At 50.0% G+C, this 15,160-nt stretch carries 17 protein-coding genes and 1 tRNA gene; 6 read left to right on the top strand and 12 right to left on the bottom strand.

Going from position 1 to position 15,160, the window contains the following annotated elements; genetic code table 11:
- The first annotated feature begins 218 nt into the window (after positions 1 to 218).
- Entirely contained in the window at positions 219 to 956 is a 738-nt protein-coding gene (locus tag EOJ37_RS07495) for a phosphatase (protein ID WP_127959310.1), read from the top strand.
- Between the two features lie 41 nt (positions 957 to 997).
- On the top strand, positions 998 to 1,552 hold the full coding sequence (locus EOJ37_RS07490; RefSeq protein WP_127959309.1) for a TorD/DmsD family molecular chaperone: 555 nt from the start codon (positions 998 to 1,000) through the stop codon (positions 1,550 to 1,552).
- Between the two features lie 70 nt (positions 1,553 to 1,622).
- Here the strand turns inward: EOJ37_RS07490 and EOJ37_RS07485 are convergent, their stop codons facing one another.
- The 3 genes from EOJ37_RS07485 to EOJ37_RS07475 form a co-directional block, all read right to left on the bottom strand.
- On the bottom strand, positions 1,623 to 2,186 hold the full coding sequence (locus tag EOJ37_RS07485; RefSeq protein WP_127959308.1) for a lipoprotein: 564 nt from the start codon (positions 2,184 to 2,186) through the stop codon (positions 1,623 to 1,625).
- 262 nt (positions 2,187 to 2,448) lie between these two features.
- Positions 2,449 to 2,524 (bottom strand) — tRNA-Asn (locus tag EOJ37_RS07480).
- 241 nt (positions 2,525 to 2,765) lie between these two features.
- Positions 2,766 to 2,990 carry an HP1242/YdcH family protein gene (locus tag EOJ37_RS07475; protein WP_127959307.1) on the bottom strand — a complete coding sequence of 75 codons (225 nt, stop codon included), beginning with the start codon at positions 2,988 to 2,990 and terminating at the stop codon, positions 2,766 to 2,768.
- Positions 2,991 to 3,564: 574 nt separating this feature from the next.
- On the opposite strand from EOJ37_RS07475, the gene cysB reads away from it, so the two are divergent.
- Complete coding sequence (cysB, locus tag EOJ37_RS07470; protein WP_127959306.1) at positions 3,565 to 4,539, top strand: HTH-type transcriptional regulator CysB; 975 nt, start codon at positions 3,565 to 3,567, stop codon at positions 4,537 to 4,539.
- Between the two features lie 44 nt (positions 4,540 to 4,583).
- On the opposite strand, the gene ribA is transcribed toward cysB, so the two are convergent.
- Positions 4,584 to 5,177 (bottom strand): GTP cyclohydrolase II, encoded by a 594-nt coding sequence (gene ribA, locus EOJ37_RS07465; protein WP_127959305.1) that lies wholly within the window; start codon positions 5,175 to 5,177, stop codon positions 4,584 to 4,586.
- Positions 5,178 to 5,473: 296 nt separating this feature from the next.
- On the opposite strand from ribA, the gene pgpB reads away from it, so the two are divergent.
- The 3 genes from pgpB to lapB all read left to right on the top strand — a co-directional run bounded on the left by pgpB (position 5,474) and on the right by lapB (position 7,909).
- The gene (pgpB, locus tag EOJ37_RS07460) at positions 5,474 to 6,223 is read left to right on the top strand and encodes a phosphatidylglycerophosphatase B (protein ID WP_127959304.1); all 750 of its coding nucleotides are present in this window, start codon (positions 5,474 to 5,476) and stop codon (positions 6,221 to 6,223) included.
- A 204-nt stretch (positions 6,224 to 6,427) separates the two neighbouring features.
- Positions 6,428 to 6,730: a LapA family protein gene (locus EOJ37_RS07455; RefSeq protein WP_127959303.1), complete on the top strand. Its 303-nt coding sequence runs from the start codon at positions 6,428 to 6,430 to the stop codon at positions 6,728 to 6,730.
- Positions 6,731 to 6,736: 6 nt separating this feature from the next.
- Entirely contained in the window at positions 6,737 to 7,909 is a 1,173-nt protein-coding gene (lapB, locus tag EOJ37_RS07450; RefSeq protein WP_127959302.1) for a lipopolysaccharide assembly protein LapB, read from the top strand.
- Positions 7,910 to 7,927: 18 nt separating this feature from the next.
- Here the strand turns inward: lapB and EOJ37_RS07445 are convergent, their stop codons facing one another.
- The 8 genes from EOJ37_RS07445 to rsxA form a co-directional block, all read right to left on the bottom strand.
- Complete coding sequence (locus EOJ37_RS07445; protein WP_420820625.1) at positions 7,928 to 8,593, bottom strand: HD domain-containing protein; 666 nt, start codon at positions 8,591 to 8,593, stop codon at positions 7,928 to 7,930.
- A gap of 77 nt (positions 8,594 to 8,670) precedes the next feature.
- Positions 8,671 to 9,312, bottom strand: coding sequence for an endonuclease III (nth, locus tag EOJ37_RS07440; RefSeq protein ID WP_127959301.1), 642 nt, complete (start codon positions 9,310 to 9,312; stop codon positions 8,671 to 8,673).
- On the bottom strand, positions 9,290 to 10,033 hold the full coding sequence (locus EOJ37_RS07435; RefSeq protein WP_127959300.1) for an electron transport complex subunit E: 744 nt from the start codon (positions 10,031 to 10,033) through the stop codon (positions 9,290 to 9,292). Before EOJ37_RS07435 ends, nth begins: the two co-directional genes overlap by 23 nt.
- Positions 10,033 to 10,659, bottom strand: coding sequence for an electron transport complex subunit RsxG (gene rsxG / locus EOJ37_RS07430; protein WP_127959299.1), 627 nt, complete (start codon positions 10,657 to 10,659; stop codon positions 10,033 to 10,035). The genes EOJ37_RS07435 and rsxG overlap by 1 nt, the downstream gene beginning before the upstream one ends.
- 9 nt (positions 10,660 to 10,668) lie before the next feature.
- On the bottom strand, positions 10,669 to 11,754 hold the full coding sequence (rsxD, locus tag EOJ37_RS07425) for an electron transport complex subunit RsxD (protein ID WP_127959298.1): 1,086 nt from the start codon (positions 11,752 to 11,754) through the stop codon (positions 10,669 to 10,671).
- 36 nt (positions 11,755 to 11,790) lie between these two features.
- On the bottom strand, positions 11,791 to 14,007 hold the full coding sequence (gene rsxC / locus EOJ37_RS07420) for an electron transport complex subunit RsxC (protein WP_127959297.1): 2,217 nt from the start codon (positions 14,005 to 14,007) through the stop codon (positions 11,791 to 11,793).
- On the bottom strand, positions 14,000 to 14,575 hold the full coding sequence (gene rsxB, locus EOJ37_RS07415) for an electron transport complex subunit RsxB (RefSeq protein WP_127959296.1): 576 nt from the start codon (positions 14,573 to 14,575) through the stop codon (positions 14,000 to 14,002). The genes rsxC and rsxB overlap by 8 nt, the downstream gene beginning before the upstream one ends.
- On the bottom strand, positions 14,572 to 15,156 hold the full coding sequence (gene rsxA / locus EOJ37_RS07410; RefSeq protein ID WP_127959295.1) for an electron transport complex subunit RsxA: 585 nt from the start codon (positions 15,154 to 15,156) through the stop codon (positions 14,572 to 14,574). The genes rsxB and rsxA overlap by 4 nt, the downstream gene beginning before the upstream one ends.
- Between the last annotated feature and the right edge of the window lie 4 nt (positions 15,157 to 15,160).

Here is a 15,160-nt window from a genome sequence, read left to right as displayed (position 1 = left end):
ATGGGTTAGGTTGAGTGTGGCAACAGTTGGCGCGCATTTTCCCGCAAATACCCCATAGCGGGCAAGCCTAAGCTGTGCTTTTTATCCCTATAGCGTTAATAGAAATTGGGTTGTGGCTGTGGTGTTGTCTGAGCCTGTGATAAACCGATCGCGGTGAGTTGCCATTGTACTGTTGATTCTCTTAAACTCTTGCCAGGCACCTTAAAAAGGAAATAACGATGTATCCTGTTGATTTACACATGCACACTGTAGCAAGTACCCATGCTTACAGCACGTTGCATGACTATATCGCCGAAGCTAAACGCAAAAATATCAAGTTATTTGCCATTACGGATCATGGCCCGGATATGACTGATGCACCACATCACTGGCATTTCATCAATATGCGTGTTTGGCCGCGAATGGTTGATGGCATCGCTATTCTGCGCGGTATTGAAGCCAATATTAAAAATGTGGCTGGCGACATTGATTGCACGGGGATGATGCTGGATGAGATGGATCTGGTGATCGCCGGTTTTCATGAGGCGGTGTTTGCAGCACAAGATCAGGCCACCAATACTCAAGCGGTGATCGCCGCTATGGCACAGGGTAATGTGCATATTATCAGCCATCCTGGTAATCCTCGCTATCCGATAGATATTCCGGCAGTTGCGGCGGCAGCAGCAAAATATCAGGTGGCACTGGAACTGAACAACTCCTCATTAACCCATTCACGCAAAGGCAGCGAAGAGAATTGTCGCCAGGTGGCGGCTGCGGTGCGTGATGCCGGCGGTTGGCTGTCGTTGGGTTCAGATGCGCATGTGGCATTCGCGATGGGGGAGTTTGAACATTGTGAAGCGATTATTGATGCGGTGCAGTTTCCCGCCGAGCGGATTTTAAATGGTAGCCCAAGGCGTCTATTGAACTTTCTTGAACAACGCGGTAGACCGGCTATCGCAGAGTTCGCACAGTTGTAGCGATTGAATGATCAGCAAACTATGCCGTATAGGGTGTAACCATGAATGAGTTTTCTGTTGTATGTCGGGTGTTAGGTTCTCTGTTTTACCGTCACCCACAAGATCCTCTATTAGCGCCGCTGTTTGAGCTGATTAATAGCGGGCAAATTGTGCAGCATTGGCCATTGGAGCAAGATCAGTTATTAGGTAAGCTAAAACAGCAGGATATGCCTGCACTTGCCAATGATTTTAATGCACTGTTTATCGGTAGTGAGTGCCGTGTGCCACCCGTGCGTTCCGAGTATGATCAGCAGGAGAGTGAAGCGTTATTGCGCGATTTTCTCCAGCAACAGGGGATGCCGTTGGCTGAAGGGCCCAGCGATCACTTTGGCGCGCTACTGCTCGCGGCTTCTTGGTTGGAGGATCATCAAACAGCCAGTGATACAGCGCAAATCACACTCTTTGATCAGTTTCTGTTACCTTGGTGTGACCGTTTTCTTGGCAAAGTGGAAGCGCATGCCAACACGGCTTTTTATCGCACGCTGGCAATCATCACCCGCGATGCCATTGCAGCGATGTATGCCGAGCTGACAGAACCTTCCGCCGATGGTGAGTAAGCCGTACCGAGCCGCCAAAACCAATCATTAGGCTATGGCGGCTGATAAACCGGTTATCTACGGCAACGTGTTAATCGGTGAGCAGAATAACCAGTTTGCCTGGTTTGACCTCAAGCCCTTTCGCCATCTTGTGGGCCAGTGCCTGTAGTTTGCTCTGTTCGCGGTTGAGTACATAAGCCGGTTTTTGGTTGAAGTAGGCTTTCAGCGACTGATTCAGATAAGGCAGTAATGCTTTCATCATCACGTCCATTTTTTCTGACTGTAGCTGGTAATCAACCAACGTCATCTCTCTAAGAAAGATGGCGCCTTTTTCGCGATCATAAAACGGCTGTGCTTTCAGTGTCAGTTGCATCTCACTGCTCTGAGGGCCAAGCAACGAGTTGATATTGATCTTGGCATTGGCGGAAAGTGTCACTTTATCCGGTTCACTGCGACCAATTTCTGTCCGCAAATTAGTCAACACGACAGTAGTATCGACCACGCCCGGTACGCCAATTTGCCGTTGGTATTCGTTGTGTCGCTGTAGATAGGCGTTGATAGCCTGTTCACTGATGCCGTACTGGCTAAGCAGATAGTAACCAGCAAGTAGTGCAGCAATCAGTAATAGGACAATACTGAGTAGGATCTTTCTCATTCGGGCCTCATTCGGATCTTGATAGCAGGGTTTTAAACTCCCTCTGTTGCAGGATAGCAGATTTAGCGCGTAACCTTGGCAACGCGGCTTGATGATTTACCACCCGAGACAGGATTCGACCGCCCACCATATCCACGCTGAGCAGCACATTATTGGCTGCATCAGTTAGACAGGGATGGCTTGGCAACAACCGTTAAAACCGCAGTCGAAACACGAAAACAGAAACGCCACCAGCTTATTGCTAAGCTGATGGCGCTGAATTTGGCTCCTCTGACTGGACTCGAACCAGTGACATACGGATTAACAGTCCGCCGTTCTACCGACTGAACTACAGAGGAATTGCGTTAACGGGGCGCATAATATCCGGCTACTCCGAGGCTGTCAACGCAAAATTTCACTGTTCAGTGCAATTGCTCGTTATCTAAACAACCGCTCTGTTTTCTAGGTAAGCGGGGAGGGCGAGGATGGGTCGCTTACCTAGCAATTTTATGGTTACCGTGTCACAAACCACGGTAACCATAAAGCCGACGTGATTGATGCCACAGCCAGTGATGCGTTAACTCCAGCACTGTCACGCCGTTATTTGTATGGCTTATCTTCACTTTTCAGAATTTTATAGAGTTCATCCTTGATATGTAATTTCTCCTTTTTCAACCGTACCACCTCTTCGGAATAACCGGCACCCGATGGCCCCTCTAAGCGGACAATTTGATGGTCGAGCTGGTTGTGACGCTCGAACAGTGACTGAAAGCGGGGATGACTCGATTTAAGTTTCGATATTAACTCACGATATTCTGGAAACATACTCAAACTCCTTTGGGTTAAAGGTAGATTGCAACGGTTTCTCACGTGGCGACATCGTGCCACTTTCAGAGGGTTGTGACGGGTTAAGTCACAACTTGCCGCTGTGGCTGCTCCGTGAGCTGTTAGGCTGGTTATGATGTTATAGCAAAATCACGGTAAAAGTTTGTCAGAAGACCAGCAAATGATCAGTGACAATCTCTTGTTTTACTCAGCGAAATCTCCTAAGAATAGTAGCAGTAATAACCAGCAATTACTGTTACTCGCGCTCTGCGTCTCTGTCGACAATCTAAAACAGAGAGTATTTTCTGTTAATGATATCGATTGAATGAAAAAATACATGTATTTTTGCTATCAACTAAGTTTAAATTTAGAACATCTCTCTGCAACAGAGTGAACAATTGAAACTTAAATTGTATATGCTGTCACAGCAGTGTGATACAGGAGCTATTTAATCAACAGATTGGCTCATTATTGCGGTTAACACAATTTTTCGACCATGCTGGTAGTGGTTGATTTACCCGAATAGCTTGAAATTGGTAACGATGTATCATGAAGTCTAACCTGGGATGGTGATATGAAATTACAGCAGCTTCGTTATATTGTTGAAGTGGTAAACCATAACCTGAATGTCTCTTCTACCGCTGAGGGCCTCTACACCTCACAGCCGGGGATCAGTAAGCAGGTAAGAATGTTGGAAGACGAACTGGGAATTCAGATTTTTGCCCGTAGTGGCAAGCATCTTACCCAAGTCACCTCGGCTGGCCAGGAGGTGGTGCGCATTGCGCGCGAAGTATTGTCGAAAGTTGATGCTATCAAAGCAGTTGCCAGTGAACACACCTATCCAGATAAAGGTTCGTTGTATGTTGCTACCACACATACACAGGCGCGCTATGCACTTCCCTCTGTGATCAAAGGCTTTATTGATCGTTACCCGCGCGTCTCGTTGCATATGCACCAAGGTTCACCTACTCAGATCGCGGAGGCCGTAGCGAAGGGCGCTGCCGATATTGCGATTGCTACCGAAGCGCTGCATCTGTATGAAGATCTGGTTATGTTGCCGTGTTACCACTGGAACCGCGCTGTTGTAGTGCGTCCTGATCACCCGTTGGCAGGTAAAGATGAGATCAGCATTGAAGAGTTAGCGTCGTATCCATTGGTGACTTATACGTTTGGTTTTACCGGTCGTTCTGAACTGGATATGGCCTTTAATCGTGCAGGCCTGATACCACATATCGTCTTTACCGCAACAGATGCTGATGTGATTAAAACCTATGTCCGCCTTGGGCTAGGCGTGGGGGTTATTGCCAGTATGGCCGTAGATCCTGTCGTCGACAGTGATTTGGTGAGTATCGATGCACGTAATATCTTCTCCTGTAGTACCACCAAGCTCGGTTTCCGCCGCTCGACCTTTATTCGCAGCTATATGTATGATTTTATCTATCGTTTCTCCCCTCACTTAACGCGTGATGTGGTGGATAGGGCGGTGATGATGAAAAACAACGAGGAGGTTGACGCTATGTTGCGTGAAGTGGAGTTACCGGTCAAATAATCGTGATTGCGCAGAAAATATCTGCGCAATCTGCCATTTGTTGGCTACTTCGGTTCTAATAGATGCCCCATTTTGGCCGCTTTGGTCGCTAGGTAGTGCTCGTTATTTGGATTTTTCCCGACAATCAAAGCAACCCGTTCTGTAATATTTATCCCTGCGCTACTCAGTATCTCAACCTTTTTCGGGTTGTTAGTGAGTAGCCGAACTGCGTTGATACCGAGTAACTTGAACATATCGGCACAGAGAGTAAAGTCACGCTCATCAGCAGCAAATCCTAACTGATGATTGGCTTCTACTGTGTCGGCACCTTTGTCTTGTAACGCATAAGCGCGGATTTTGTTCAGCAGCCCAATGTTACGCCCCTCTTGACGGTGATAAAGTAACACACCTCTGCCTTCTTCAACGATCCGCTTCAATGCGCTCTGCAGTTGAGAACCGCAATCACAGCGCAGACTGGAAAAAGCATCACCGGTCAAACATTCGGAATGTACCCGTGCAAGTACGGGTGTTTCACCGGAAACATCACCAAACACCAGTGCTACGTGGTCATGCCCTGTTGCTATTTCTTCAAAGCCAACCATTAGGAAGTTACCCCACTGTGTTGGTAACTGGGCTTCGGCCACACGTTTAAGCTGCATTTAACTCTCCCAAAAACAGATCAACTCAAATTGCTGTGTGCATCCTACGTCTGGAACAGGAAACTGACCAGTACTAAAATTCACACGGATAAACTTCTACTACTCTACTTGTTAGTTTGCAGATGCAACCTGGTCAGCAAGCCGTACTGATTGGCGAAAATCGCACGAATAATTATTGGTGATCAGCCCTCGAAGTTCTTACCATGTAATGCGCAGTCGAGCGAGCCGTCTACCACCCTCAAGGCTCCTTTAGCACGGATGTTAAATTTTTTCATAGCGTTATAAAAGGTCATTCCATGTTAGAGATACTAAAGCGTACTACATTCGGTACCGTGTTGCTGTTATTGTTGCCATTAACCGTCTGGTTTTCTGGCTGGCGGTGGCAGCCCAGCGGAGAGAGCCCGCTATTGAAATTGCTCTATTGGGTGACAGAAACGGTGTCAGCCCCTTGGGGGATCCTCACCAGCCTATTAGTCGCGGTCTGGTTGCTCTACTGCTTACGGCATAGAGTGGACTCATTGTTGAAAAGAATGCTGCTGCTCATACTGCTGTTTTCTGTGGTTGCTACCAGCTTGGGCATTAAATCCGTAATGAAAGAGGTGGTCAGAGAACCGCGTCCGTTTGTCGTTTGGCTGAGCAACAATCTGGCAATTGATCAGCAGCAGTTCTACGCACTGCCCAAACAGCAGCGCAGCCTGTTGGTGAAAACCGAACTACAGGCTCACCCCTTGGTTCCAAGTTGGTTAACGGGACATTGGCAGGCTGAAACAAGTTTTGCTTTTCCCTCTGGTCATACTGTTTTTGCCGCCTGTTGGGCTTTGTTAAGTTTATTACTCTTGCCAGGCAGACACTACAAAACGATCAGCGTACTGATGATCTGGGCCAATGGTGTGATGGCCAGCCGGTTGTTGTTGGGAATGCACTGGCCGAGAGATTTGGTCGCTTCAGTAATAATTAGCGGAATATTAGTCACTTTCGCCTATTGGATTGCACAACGCTGGCTGCTCTCTGCCCCTGGTTCAGCGGCAAAAAACAGGCCACGCTAAATCGGTAACCACCGATTAAAAGGGTGATTAGTGGTTGTTCTTGTTGCTGACAATGCTACTATAGCCGAGCAATTGTGAAACAGGGTGAGGGCGGTTTAATTCGCTCGCGGATAATTCCTGAACGCCTGCCTGCAGCGGCTGTTTTGACGGCAGATGCAATTCGGGAAGCACCTAATCAATTTACTCGGCATTGCGAGAAAAAATGTGAGATACCTGCTGCTTTTTCTATTAGTTCTGATGATCTTCGTGATTGCTATCACACTGGGTTCCAATAATGATCAAGTGGTGACTTTTAACTACCTGATTGCCCAGGGTGATTATCGTGTTTCGACACTGTTGGCAATCCTGTTTGGTTGTGGTTTTGTGCTCGGTTGGCTGATTTGTGGCCTGTTTTATCTGCGCACCCGCATTGCACTTGGCCGTGCCAAACGCAAAATCAAACGACTTGAAGCACAGCTTGCCACCCCTAATGAATCTGTTAGCGCCTCTACGGTTAGCAAGGAATAGTGCTGCATGTTAGAACTGTTGTTTCTCCTGCTGCCAGTAGCAGCTGCTTACGGCTGGTATATGGGGCGCAGAAGCGCTCAGCAGGATAAACAGCAGGAAGCCAATCGCCTGTCACGTGAGTATGTGGCAGGCGTCAATTTCCTGTTGTCCAATCAGCAAGATAAAGCTGTCGATCTGTTTCTTGATATGCTAAAGGATGACAGCGGCACGGTAGAAGCACACCTGACATTAGGCAATCTGTTTCGTTCCCGTGGTGAAGTCGATCGCGCCATTCGCATCCATCAGGCGTTAATGGAAAGTGCTGCGCTTAATTTTGAGCAGCGTTTACTGGCAATCCAGCAGCTTGGTAGGGATTACATGGCCGCTGGTTTGTACGACCGCGCAGAAGACATGTTCAACCAACTGATTGATGAAGATGAGTTTCGGGTGTTTGCACTCCAACAACAACTCGTCATCTATCAGGCAACCAGTGACTGGCAGAAGGCCATCGAAGTGGCTGAGAAACTGGTAAAACTGGGCAAAGATAAACAGCGTGCCGAAATTGCCCACTTTTACTGTGAGTTAGCACTGCAAGCGATGGGCTGTGATGATCTCGATAAAGCATTGAGTCTGCTAAAACGTGCGGCTGCGGCAGACAAACAGTGTGCGCGAGTTTCGATCATGTTGGGCCGTATTTTTATCGCTCAACAAGAGTACACGAAAGCTGCAACCATGATGATGCGCGTCCTCAAGCAGGATAAAGCGCTAGTGAGTGAAATTATACCGATGCTAGCCGAGTGTTATCAGCACCTGCCAGAACAGCGGCAGGAGTGGATCACCTTTCTACAGCGCTGTGTTGATGAACAGGCTGGCGTAAGTGCTGAGTTGATGCTGGCTGATGTGATCGAACAGCGTGATGGGCGTGATGCAGTCCAGCTCTATTTAAACCGCCAGCTAAGACGTCACCCAACCATGCGCGCGTTCTATCGCTTAATGAACTACCATCTGGCGGATGCAGAAGATGGGCGCGCGAAAGAAAGCCTGCTACTGCTGCGAGACATGGTCGGTGAGCAGATCCGCACCAAACCGCGTTATCGCTGCCATAAATGTGGTTTTACTGCCCATTCGCTCTACTGGCACTGTCCTTCCTGCCGCTCTTGGGCTTCAGTAAAACCGATCCGTGGTTTAAATGGTCAGTAATGCTATCACCACTGAAGATCAGATCTCATCCATAAACGCATCAACGAAGTGGCGCATTTGTTCGCTACGCTTGGCGGCGAGCTGTTGACCGGTGCTCGTTTGAAAACCTTGCTGCAATTTAAACAGTTTGGCTGGGAAGTGATCTAACGCAAACTGTTTATCATCGTAATCACGTCGCTCAGCCTGGGGATCGACGACGTCATACAACGCGCTGTGCATTCGTCCGGCAACATAAAAGCAGCGCGCGACACCAACCATACCAATCGCATCAAGTCGGTCAGCATCCTGCAAAATTTTTGCCTCTAGCGTTTGCGGTTGTAAACCGGCTGAAAAGCTATGTGCTGCAATGGCGTGACAAACCGCTTCAATCTGGTCATTTGGCCAATCAAGAGAGGCCAGGATGTCGCCTGCTTTCTCGGCAGCCAGTTGTGATGCCAAATGGCGTTGTGGCGAGTTTTTTTCGACTGCAACACAATCATGCAACAGCACTGCGGCACACAGCAGGGTTAAATCTCCACCTTCATGTTGACTAATCTGCTGCACACTCTTCCAAACACGCAGTAGATGGGCAACATCGTGAGCGCCATCATCACTCTGCATCACAATAGGCAACAAGGCTGCCGCCAACGATTGATGCGCAGAAAAATGGGACAGTAACGATGAGAGAGTCGCTGAGCTGGACACGGATCACTCCTTAGTGATGATAGTGAAATAGTGGTGATTGATCGCTATTCTGCCGCAACACACCTGGCCAAGAGCGGCTAGTCAGACGGGTAGATTTTCTGGCTAAACTCACACAGATCTTCGATAACACATGAGCCACAACGCGGTTTGCGCGCAATGCAGGTGTAGCGGCCATGCAGAATCAACCAGTGGTGGCAATCGACTTTAAACTCCGCCGGCACAACCTTAAGCAGTTTCTCCTCCACCTGTAGCACATTTTTGCCAACCGCAAAACCACTGCGGTTACAAACACGAAAAATGTGGGTATCAACAGCAATCGTCGGCCAGCCGAAAGCCGTGTTAAGTACCACATTGGCGGTCTTTCGGCCAACACCAGGCAACGCCTCCAGCGCTTGGCGATCTTCGGGTACTTCACCAGCATGTTGTTCGATCAGTAGCTTACAGGTTTTGATGATGTTCTCGGCTTTGCTGTTGAACAGGCCGATGGTCTTGATGTAGCTTTTCACCCCCTCAACACCTAATGCCAACATCGCTTGTGGCGTGTTAGCGACCGGATAAAGCCTAGCCGTCGCTTTATTGACGCTGACGTCCGTGGCCTGTGCCGAAAGCAGCACCGAGATCAACAATTCAAACGGTGAGTTGTAGACCAGTTCAGTGGTAGGTTGTGGGTTAGTTGCCTTCAGGCGGGTTAAGATCTCAATGCGTTTCTGTTGGTTCATTACTGCTCCCTTTGCCACTGTTCTGATTATTGGCATTCTGGTGACCGGTTGCCTGTGCGGTTGCTGGCTGTAACTTGCTGCGGTAGGCGGCTATTTTTTTATCCAGCACAAACTTGGCTGCCAATAGCAGCCCAAGGCCAATAAAAGCACCCGGCGGTAACATCGCTAGCAAAAAGGCATTATCAAACGCGACCACTTCCAGCCGTAGCACGCTGGCCCAACTCCCGAGCAGACTATCAGCACCGTCAAACAGCGTGCCATTGCCGAGCAATTCACGTAGCGCGCCAAGCACAAACATCACCGCCGTGGCACCAATGCCAATTGCCAAACCGTCAATCAGCGCTAGCGTTACCGGTTTTCTTGATGCGACTGCCTCTGCTCGTCCAATCACGATGCAGTTGGTGACAATCAGCGGAATAAAGATGCCAAGCGATTGGTATAAACCAAAGGCGTAGGCATTAATCAGCATCTGCACCATGCTGACTGCAGCAGCAATAATCATCACATAGATAGGAATACGGATTTCACTCGGGATCAAGCGGCGCAAAGCAGAAACCGAACCGTTGGTGATCATCAACACCAGCGTAGTCGCCAAACCCAAACCAAGTGCATTAGTCGCATTAGAGGTAACTGCCAGGAGTGGGCACAATCCGAGTAGTTGCACCAACGCGGGGTTATTTTTCCACAAACCATCGATTAATGTTGCTTTCACTTCACTCATCATCGCGCTCCACAAGTTGGCAACGTGGTTAATTGGCCTGGCAACTCCTGGATCAGTAGGGTGCTGCGGCGGACTGCATTAATGACTGCGCGTGGGGTGATGGTCGCCCCGGTAAATTGATCAAACATGCCTCCCTCTTTTTTTACCGCCCAGCGTGGATCTGAAGGGCTATCGACATGCTGCCCACTAAACTGGGTGATCCAGTATGAATGGCGCAACTCAATTTTGTCACCCAGGCCCGGCGTTTCACGATGCTCAATCACCCGAGTGCCTAACACGGTAGCTTGAAAATCACTGGCGACCAGCAGATGGATCGCACCTGAGTAACCATCAGGCGCAATCGCTTCTACCACGGCGGCAACCGGCACTCCCTGTCTACGCGCCAAGTAAAGCCGATGATCTCCTCGGCTACCCAAGCGCTCATCTCGCACAATAAAACAGGAAGCCAGTAAGTCATTGTCGTAATACTCCGCCGGCAGTACCTGATTCAGTAGCGCTTGGCGCTGTAATGCTGTTTGATGTGCAATGGTAGTTTTCGTTAATTGATAGACCAGCGCGGTCAGACCGGTGGTTATGCCAGCAAACAGTGCCAACGTAATACCATGTTTTCTCATTGCAGCAAGCATCTATGCTCCTTAATTGTGCCCATAGACACGCGGCTGAGTATAGTAATCGAGCAGAGGAACACTCATGTTAGCCAACAAAACGGCAAATGCCAGCGCGTCCGGATAGCCACCATACTGGCGGATCAACCACAGCAACAGCCCAATCAAAACACCATAAATCAGTTGTCCTCGCGGTGTTGTCGCGGCACTAACCGGATCGGTAGCGATGAAAAATGCCCCGAGCATGGTTGCCCCTGAGAACAGATGCAGCAGCGGTGATGCCTGATGTTGTGGATCCAGCCAAAAAGCAATCCCTGAGCAGAGAGTGAGCGTGACGATGATACTGATCGGGATCTGCCAGCGAATAATGCGCTGTGCGAGCAGAAATAGCCCCCCCAATAGGAAAGCGAGATTAACCCACTGCCAACCAACCCCTGCCAGTGGTGCAGCAAATATCGGTTGCTGTACTATCTGGTCAAGTGTGTTGCCACTACGCAGGCCAGTGCGAATGCTATCGAGCGGCGTCGCCTGGCTAATACCATCGACCGCCAATGATAACTGATGCAGTGTGCTACCCTGCAAAGTGTGACCAGTGAAAATCAGTTGCCAACTGTCATAAAACGACAGTGTGGTCGTGCGCAATGTCTCCGGTGGCAGCCAGTGGGTCATCTGTACAGGAAACGAGATCAATAACACCACATAGCCAACCATCGCGGGGTTAAAGAGATTTTGTCCCAATCCACCGTAGAGATGTTTAGCAATAACTATCGCAAATAGTGTGCCTATCACCACTAGCCACCAAGGCGCGAGGGAGGGCAGACTGATCGCCAGCAGCAAACCGGTCAACAACGCCGAGTGATCGCGTAAATGGGCAACAACCGGTTGCTTGCGCAAAGCCAACATCGCTGCCTCGGCCAACCAGGCAGTTACGATAGCTAAACCCAGTTGGATCAGACTGCCGTAGCCAAACCAGAGAACCTGCACCGCAATACCAGGCACACAGGCCAGTATCACCAATAACATAATATGGCGTGTAGTTTGTCGATTATGGCTAAACGGCGAGCTGGCAATGTGTAGGCCAGAGGCGCTTGGTGGTGTCACGGGCCTGAAGGTCATAAATAACCCCTTTGGTTAAAAGAGACTGGCAAGGTATCAGCGCTGTTCGGATTCATTGGGCGTTACTGATTGCGATTCAATTTGCTGAGCGCTTTTCTTCGCTTTAACGCGTGCAATCGCCGCAGCCACTGCCGCTTTGCGTGCATCTGGCTCGGCATTGTCAACGACAGGTGTAGCGCTCTGGTTCACGGCACTGACGCGATGAGTTTGTTCGGCATCAGATTGTATCGCTGATGCGTGCGGTGCTAATGGCTGTGTTGCTGCTGGTGCCGCCTTCGACAGTTGCGCACTCTGCTTCGCTTTAACGCGTGCAATCGCCGCAGCCACTGCCGCTTTGCGTGCATCTGGCTCGGTATTATCAACGACAGGTGTAGCGCTCTGGTTCACAGTACTGACACGATGGGTTTGTTCGGCATCAGATTGTATCGCTGATGCGTGCGGCGCTAATGGCTGTGTTGCTGCTGGTGCCGCCTTCGACAGTTGCGCACTCTGCTTCGCTTTAGCACGTGCAATGGCAGCGGCCACTGCCGCTTTGCGTGCATCTGGCTCGGTGCTACTGGCAGTTTCTGCCGTCGGCTCGACAATCGGCTGCGCTGGCTGATTATCACTGCCTGCACTGCTTTGTGCCATTTTGCGCTGCCTAATCTCTGCTTTCAGCGCGGCACGTGCGGCAATAGCTGCTTGGTTGTCTGGTTCTGAACCGGTGATGCTAATCACAGAACCCGTTGCGGCCTCAGCCCGTTTACTGCGAACCCGTGCCAACGCCGCTTGGACTGCATTCTGATCAGTGGCAGGTAACACTACCGCAGCCTTTTTATGCCGCTCTTCGCGTGCCTGCTTGTCGCGCGCCAAACGGGCGAGTCTAGCCTCATAACGTGCTTTTGCTTCGGCTGCTTGATTCGCCTGTTGTTCCAGCGCATTAATTTCAGCTTTCTCCTGACGATAGTAATGCACCAGCGGAATGTGGCTCGGGCAGACATAAGCACAAGCGCCACACTCGATGCAATCAAACAAGTTATGTTCGCGCGCTTTTTGATGTTCTTTGCCGCGACTAAACCAGTAGAGTTGTTGTGGCAACAATTGCACTGGACAGACATCCGCGCACTGGCCACAACGGATGCAAGCCTGTTCTTCCGGCATCGGGGCAATTTCACTGGCTGTCGGAGCGAGTAGACAGTTGCTGGTTTTCACCACTGGTACATTAAGCTGCGCCAGCGTAAAGCCCATCAATGGGCCGCCCATAATCACCTGCTGGGGTGTTTGCCGTTGATAACCAGCGACATTGAGCAGATGTTCAACCGGCGTTCCGAGTCTGGCCCAAACATTGCCCGGCTGTGTGATCGCGTTGCCGGTGAGGGTAATCACCCGTTCAATCAGCGGTTCACCATCGATAATCGCGCGTTTGATGGCAAATGCCGTACCGACATTTTGCATTAATACACCGATGGCAGAGGAGTGTTTGCCGTGTGGCACCTCCTTGCCAGTCAGAATACGGGTCAGTTGTTTAGCGCCGCCTGACGGGTATTTGGTCGGAATAACTCGCAGTTGCAGATCAACCTCAGTCACTCCGCTAATCGCGTGCGTTAATGCACGGATCGCTTCAGGCTTATTATCTTCAATGCCGATCAGTGTCCGATGTGGTGTCAACAAATGACATAAGATCAAAATACCGCTGACAATCTGATCAGCACACTCCTGCATCAGGCGATCATCTGCGGTGATATAGGGTTCACACTCGGCGGCATTGATGATTAAGGTATCAATCTGTTTGCCGGTGTCTAACTTGGTTGCCGTCGGAAATCCTGCTCCGCCAAGACCAGCAATCCCTGCGAGCTGAATGCGCTTCAGTAACTCCGCCGCTTCCAGTTGGCGATAATCAGCCACTGGCGCACGATCACACCAACGATCTTCACCATCGGGCTGGATAATCGCACACAGTTCAGCCAAACCCGAAGGGTGAGCCACGGGCCGTGGCTCAATGGCAATAATGGTGCCAGAGGTGGGCGCATGTACGGGTAAGCTACGCCCTTGGCCAACAGTCAACGGTGTACCTTTCAATACCCGATCACCCGTTTGAACCACCAACTCACCTGCTGGGCCTAAATGCTGCTGCAACGGAACGACAAACGTCTCAGCCAATGGCACATGACGCAGGGGAACGGTGCTCGATTGGGTTTTCATCTCTGGGGGATGAATGCCACCGGCGAAATCCCATAGCCGATCTTTTTTGCTCGAACGAAACAGATTAAACATGGTTTTTCACATCAATAACGTGTACTGGGATGGTTTTTAGATCCCACTGCCAGTTAGCGGTGGTAGTCGCGATCGGTCTCATCTCAATACAGTCGGTCGGGCAGGGGGCGACACAGAGATCACAGCCGGTACAGAGATCAACAATCACGGTATGCATGGCTCTGGTGGCACCAACAATCGCATCAACCGGGCAAGCCTGAATACATTTGGTGCAGCCAATACAGTTCGCCTCATCGATAAAGGCAATTTTGCGCAGTGGTTTGGCTGCGGCTTCGCCGCCATCCAGCGGTTGGGGTTCAACATTAAGCAGATCCGCCAACGCCAACATCACCTGTTCACCACCGGGAGCACACTTATTGATCTGATCACCGTTAGCAACGGCCTCAGCATATGGGCGACATCCTGGATAGCCACATTGTCCACATTGACTCTGTGGCAAAATTTTATCTATCTGCTCAGCTAGCGGATCTTCTTCCACTTTAAAGCGGCGCGCTGCGAACCCCAACAACAGACCAAACACCAACCCCAATAACGCTAATGCAGCGATCGCAATCAAAAGGTTGCTCATGGCAGTTTCACCAAACCAGAAAAGCCCATGAACGCCAATGACATCAATCCAGCAGTGATCAGCGCGATGGCAGAACCACGAAATGGGGCAGGGACATCGGCCATAGCCAGTCGTTCACGTATCGCAGCAAACAGCACCATCACCAGTGAAAAACCGGTGGCAGCACTAAAACCGTAAATCACCGATTGCAGGAAGTTATACCCAAGATTGACATTCAGCAGTGCCACACCTAGCACCGCACAGTTAGAGGTGATCAGTGGCAGAAAGATACCGAGCAAACGGTAGAGCGCCGGGCTGGTTTTGCGTACCATCATCTCGGTAAACTGTACCGCGACCGCGATCACCAAAATAAACGAGAGGGTACGCAGGTAAACCAAATCGAGAGGAACAAGAATAAAACTGTTGATAAGCCAAGAAAAAGTGGAGGCCAGTGTCATAACAAAGGTGGTTGCCATACCCATACCAATGGCGCTTTCCAATTTCTTGGAAACCCCCATAAACGGACATAGCCCTAAAAACTTCACTAGGACGAAGTTATTGACCAGCACAGTGGCTACAAACAACAGCAGATATTCGGTCATCGCG

Source organism: Serratia microhaemolytica, assembly GCF_004011885.1.
GTDB classification, from domain to species: Bacteria; Pseudomonadota; Gammaproteobacteria; order Enterobacterales; family Enterobacteriaceae; genus Serratia_G; species Serratia_G microhaemolytica.
Note: the sequence above shows the minus strand (reverse complement) of the source record. Positions and strands in the feature narration are given on the sequence as shown.

Excerpts from the sequence above, each read along its gene's own strand:
- EOJ37_RS07495 (WP_127959310.1), top strand. The coding sequence starts at position 219 with ATGTATCCTGTTGATTTACACATGCACACTGTAGCAAGTACCCATGCT.
- EOJ37_RS07490 (WP_127959309.1), top strand. The coding sequence starts at position 998 with ATGAATGAGTTTTCTGTTGTATGTCGGGTGTTAGGTTCTCTGTTTTAC.
- EOJ37_RS07485 (WP_127959308.1), bottom strand. The coding sequence starts at position 2,186 with ATGAGAAAGATCCTACTCAGTATTGTCCTATTACTGATTGCTGCACTA.
- EOJ37_RS07475 (WP_127959307.1), bottom strand. The coding sequence starts at position 2,990 with ATGTTTCCAGAATATCGTGAGTTAATATCGAAACTTAAATCGAGTCAT.
- cysB (WP_127959306.1), top strand. The coding sequence starts at position 3,565 with ATGAAATTACAGCAGCTTCGTTATATTGTTGAAGTGGTAAACCATAAC.
- ribA (WP_127959305.1), bottom strand. The coding sequence starts at position 5,177 with ATGCAGCTTAAACGTGTGGCCGAAGCCCAGTTACCAACACAGTGGGGT.
- pgpB (WP_127959304.1), top strand. The coding sequence starts at position 5,474 with ATGTTAGAGATACTAAAGCGTACTACATTCGGTACCGTGTTGCTGTTA.
- lapB (WP_127959302.1), top strand. The coding sequence starts at position 6,737 with ATGTTAGAACTGTTGTTTCTCCTGCTGCCAGTAGCAGCTGCTTACGGC.
- nth (WP_127959301.1), bottom strand. The coding sequence starts at position 9,312 with ATGAACCAACAGAAACGCATTGAGATCTTAACCCGCCTGAAGGCAACT.
- EOJ37_RS07435 (WP_127959300.1), bottom strand. The coding sequence starts at position 10,033 with ATGAGTGAAGTGAAAGCAACATTAATCGATGGTTTGTGGAAAAATAAC.
- rsxG (WP_127959299.1), bottom strand. The coding sequence starts at position 10,659 with ATGCTTGCTGCAATGAGAAAACATGGTATTACGTTGGCACTGTTTGCT.
- rsxD (WP_127959298.1), bottom strand. The coding sequence starts at position 11,754 with ATGACCTTCAGGCCCGTGACACCACCAAGCGCCTCTGGCCTACACATT.
- rsxC (WP_127959297.1), bottom strand. The coding sequence starts at position 14,007 with ATGTTTAATCTGTTTCGTTCGAGCAAAAAAGATCGGCTATGGGATTTC.
- rsxB (WP_127959296.1), bottom strand. The coding sequence starts at position 14,575 with ATGAGCAACCTTTTGATTGCGATCGCTGCATTAGCGTTATTGGGGTTG.
- rsxA (WP_127959295.1), bottom strand. The coding sequence starts at position 15,156 with ATGACCGAATATCTGCTGTTGTTTGTAGCCACTGTGCTGGTCAATAAC.